Source organism: Gordonia sp. (in: high G+C Gram-positive bacteria) (assembly GCF_012515855.1).
Classification (GTDB): domain Bacteria; phylum Actinomycetota; class Actinomycetes; order Mycobacteriales; family Mycobacteriaceae; genus Gordonia.
Genome location: NZ_JAAYXO010000003.1, coordinates 1 through 3,828, shown reverse-complemented (window position 1 = coordinate 3,828; position 3,828 = coordinate 1). Strand labels below are relative to the sequence as shown.

At 66.8% G+C, this 3,828-nt stretch carries 5 protein-coding genes; 4 read left to right on the top strand and 1 reads right to left on the bottom strand.

Annotation, left to right across the window (positions count from 1 at the left end; all coding sequences use genetic code 11):
* Positions 1-347, bottom strand: a 347-nt coding sequence (locus tag GX543_RS00205) for a hypothetical protein (RefSeq protein ID WP_290849018.1), incomplete at its 3' end; no start/stop codon positions are given.
* 177 nt (positions 348-524) lie between these two features.
* Between GX543_RS00205 and GX543_RS00200 the strand changes: the two genes are divergently transcribed.
* From GX543_RS00200 to kdpA, 4 genes are all read left to right on the top strand, one after another.
* Complete coding sequence (locus tag GX543_RS00200; protein WP_290849017.1) at positions 525-1,232, top strand: ABC transporter ATP-binding protein; 708 nt, start codon at positions 525-527, stop codon at positions 1,230-1,232.
* Positions 1,229-2,020, top strand: a complete 792-nt coding sequence (locus tag GX543_RS00195; RefSeq protein WP_290849016.1) for an ABC transporter permease — start codon at positions 1,229-1,231, stop codon at positions 2,018-2,020. The genes GX543_RS00200 and GX543_RS00195 overlap by 4 nt, the downstream gene beginning before the upstream one ends.
* 372 nt (positions 2,021-2,392) lie before the next feature.
* Positions 2,393-2,491 carry a potassium-transporting ATPase subunit F gene (locus GX543_RS00190; RefSeq protein WP_290849015.1) on the top strand — a complete coding sequence of 33 codons (99 nt, stop codon included), beginning with the start codon at positions 2,393-2,395 and terminating at the stop codon, positions 2,489-2,491.
* 10 nt (positions 2,492-2,501) lie between these two features.
* A partial coding sequence (gene kdpA, locus GX543_RS00185; protein ID WP_290849014.1) for a potassium-transporting ATPase subunit KdpA occupies positions 2,502-3,828 on the top strand: 1,327 nt, incomplete at its 3' end.

Genomic DNA, 3,828 nt, shown 5'->3' with positions numbered 1-3,828 from the left:
GTGCCGGAGACGGTGTAGGTGGTCTTGTTGAACAGGCCGCGGAAGTTGGCGATGCCGGTGTTCTGGTTCAACGCGGTGAGTTTCACGTCGCGCTTGTAGGTGACGGTGCCCTTCTTCTTGTCCGGGCGCGTGATGGTGACGGTGCAGTCGCTCGCGTCCGTGCGGTTGATCACCATCACGTTGATCTCGTTGGTGCCCGACGTGATCGACACGGCGCCGGAGGCGGGCTGCGCGTACTTGTGAACGATGCCCGCTGTGGCATCACCGCCCGGGACGGCGACGAGGCCGACGGTGGCGACAGCAGCCGTGGCCGCACTGACAGTGGCGATCTTGGCAAAACGCTTCACGTGGACTCCCTAGGGTGATTCTGGACTTCTTCACTAGAACGGATATCGGTCACCGCGTGCAAATCGCAACGGGGTCGTGGATCGCGTCGGCACGAAAGCGGGTGCTTGACGCCCCGGGCTCCCGGAAAGTAAATTCAACATACGATGAATTCAGGAGCTCTCTGAAACGAGGCGCGCATGTCTACGGCAATCCAGTGCGAGAACGTCGAGGTCCAGCGGGGGAAGGTGAAGGCCGTCGCCGATCTCAGCGTCACGGTTCCGCAGGGCTCGGTGACCGGCCTGCTCGGGCCGTCGGGATGCGGTAAGACGACGCTGATGCGTGCGATCGTCGGAACACAGAAGAACGTGAAGGGCCGGATCGACGTGCTCGACCGTCCCGCGGGTGCGTCGAGCCTGCGGTGGGAGGTCGGGTACGTGACGCAGGCGTCGTCGATCTACTCCGACCTCACCGTCGAGCAGAACATCCGCTACTTCGCGCAGATCTACGACGCCGAGGAGTGGATCGAGGACGCGATCGCCTCGGTCGACCTCGACGGCCGCCGCGACCACCTCGTCGACGACCTGTCCGGCGGCCAGCAGAAGCGAGTCTCGATCGCGTGCGCACTGGTGACCCGCCCGCGTCTGCTGATTCTCGACGAACCGACCACCGGCCTCGACCCGGTGTTGCGTGCCGACCTGTGGGCCCGCTTCCGGCAGCTCGCAGAGTCCGGAGTGACGCTGCTGGTCTCGAGCCATGTGATGGACGAGGCCGAGCACTGCGACGACCTGATCCTGATGCGCGACGGCGCTCTCGTGGCGCAGCTGACACCGAGCGCACTCCGCGAACGGACCGGGGAGACGAACTTGGAGAAGGCCTTCCTGGCCCTGATCGAGGAGTCGGCATGATCACCGCCGGAACCGGCCCTGCGCGGACTGCGCGACCGCTGAAACTGCTGGTGGCGACTGCCGTCCGCGTGCTGCGACAGTTGCGTCACGATCCGCGGACCATCGGGCTGATTCTGGCAATTCCGGTGGTCCTGATGGCGCTGCTGTACTTCATGTTCCAGGAGGTGCCGCACCCGCCGGGACAGCCCGATTCGTTCGATCGCGTCGGCATCGTGATGCTCGGAATTCTGCCGTTCACCACCATGTTCCTCATCACCTCGATCGCGATGCTCCGCGAACGGAAGTCGGGCACCTTGGAGCGGCTGCTGACCACGCCGCTCAACCGGCTCGAGCTTCTCGGCGGGTACGGCCTGGCGTTCTCGGCGGTCGCCGCGGTACAGGCGATCCTGGCGGTGGGGACGTCGTACTGGCTTCTGGGCCTGGAGCTGGCGGGCTCGATCTGGTGGGTCTTCGTCATCGCCATGCTCGACGCCATGCTCGGCGTCGGCCTGGGACTGCTGTGCAGCGCCTTCGCGCAGACGGAGTTCCAGGCGGTCCAGTTCCTGCCGATCGTGGTGATCCCGCAGCTGTTCCTGTGCGGACTGTTCGTCGCGCGCGACGACCTGCCCGGCTGGATGAACGTGCTGTCGGACTTCATGCCGCTGACCTACGCGGTGCAGGCGCTGCAGCAGGTGGCTGCGCACACGTCGGCGACGGGCCTGATGTGGCGCGACATGGGGATCGTCGCCGCGTGCATCGTGGTCGCGCTGGCGTTGGCCGCGGGCACGCTGAGTCGTCGGAGTCCGTAGGGCGTGGTGCGTAGCGAGTTCCAGCGGCCGGCGATCTCGATACGCCGTTGCGCGCTTCGCTCGCAGCGGCACTCGATCAGCGTGGGGCCGAGCCTGCTTCGCTCGCAGCGGCACTCGATCGGCGTGGGGCCGAGCGTGAACGACCCCGCGTGAACAACCCCGTCAAGATCTCTCGTCACCCCGTATAGATCCCGTTAAGTCCTCTAGCGACCCGCTCTGCGCCGCGCGACGGTGAGGGGGAGGTCCGACGCGACAAGGCGCGGGCCGCCCGAAGAGTGAGGCGGAGATGATCGACGTGATGATGATCGGGATCGGGGTGATCGCGATGGCGATCTGCTGCGGCCTGCTGTACGCGCTTGAGCGAGGTGTCCGATGACCGGCGCCGGAACCATCGCCGTGGCGTTGTTGATCGCGGCGATCGGCGTCGTCGGATACCTGGTGGCAGCACTGCTGTACCCGGACAAGTTCTGAGGTCGGGGCGTTGACAGATACTTTTGCCGGCGTGCTGCAGGTGGCAGCCGTCCTCGTCGTTCTCGCCGCGGTCTACGTGCCGCTCGGCGACTACATGGCCCGCGTCTATACGTCGCCCCGCGACGCCCCTCCCGAACGGTTGGTCTACCGGCTGCTCGGAGTGAATCCGCGCGGCGAGCAGACCGCGCGCGCCTACGGTCTTTCGGTGCTCGCGTTCACCGCGGTCTCGGTGATCGCGCTGTACGCCCTGCAACGACTGCAAGGGCACCTGCCGTGGTCCGACGGCAAGCCGGGCATGTCGCCGACGGTCGCGTTCAACACCGCGATCTCGTTCGTCACGAACACCAACTGGCAGTCGTACTCGCCCGAGGCCGCCATCAGCAATCTCACGCAGATGCTGGGTCTCGCGGTTCAGAACTTCCTCTCCGCGGCGGTCGGCATGGCCGTGGCCGCGGCGCTCATCCGCGGCATCGCGCGGAGACGGGGCACCGGTGAGATCGGCAACTTCTGGGTCGACCTCATTCGGGGAACCGTCCGCATTCTGCTGCCGCTGGCCCTGATCGTCGCCACGATCCTCGTCCTGCAAGGCGCAGTGCAGTCGTGGCGCACCGGAGCCATGACCACCCTCTTCGACGGCACCCGCAGCCGAGTCCCGCTGGGTCCGTTCGCATCGCAAGAGGCCATCAAACTGCTCGGCACCAACGGCGGCGGCACCTACGGCGCCAACTCCGCGCACCCGTTCTCCAACCCGATGCCGCTCACCAACGTCGTCTCGGTGGTCGCGATCCTGATCATCCCGGTCAGCCTGACCCGCACCTACGGGACCATGGTTCGCGACCGTCGCCAGGGCCTCACCCTCCTCGGTGTGATGGCCGTGATCTGGGGCGCGATGCTCGCCTTTGTCTGGACCATGGAATCGCGGACCAGTGGCGTCGCCTCGCAGGCCGCCGGCGCGATGCTGGAAGGCAAGGAGACCCGTTTCGGGATCCCGGCCAGCGCGCTGTTCGCGGTGTCGACGACGGGGACGTCGACCGGTGCCGTGAACTCCGCGCACGACAGCTTCTCGGCCGCGGGCGGCGGAGGCCTGCTGTGGAACATGCTCCTCGGCGAGGTCGCGCCCGGCGGTGTCGGCTCGGGGCTCTACGGATTGCTGGTGCTCGCGATCATCACCGTGTTCGTCGGCGGACTGCTGGTCGGACGCTCGCCGGAATTCCTCGGCAAGCGCATCGGTCGGCGCGAGATCACCCTCGCGGCGCTGTACGTGCTGGTGATGCCCACGCTGGTGCTCACCGGAACCGCGATCACCGTGCTGCTCGGGTCGACGCCCGACGTGCTCG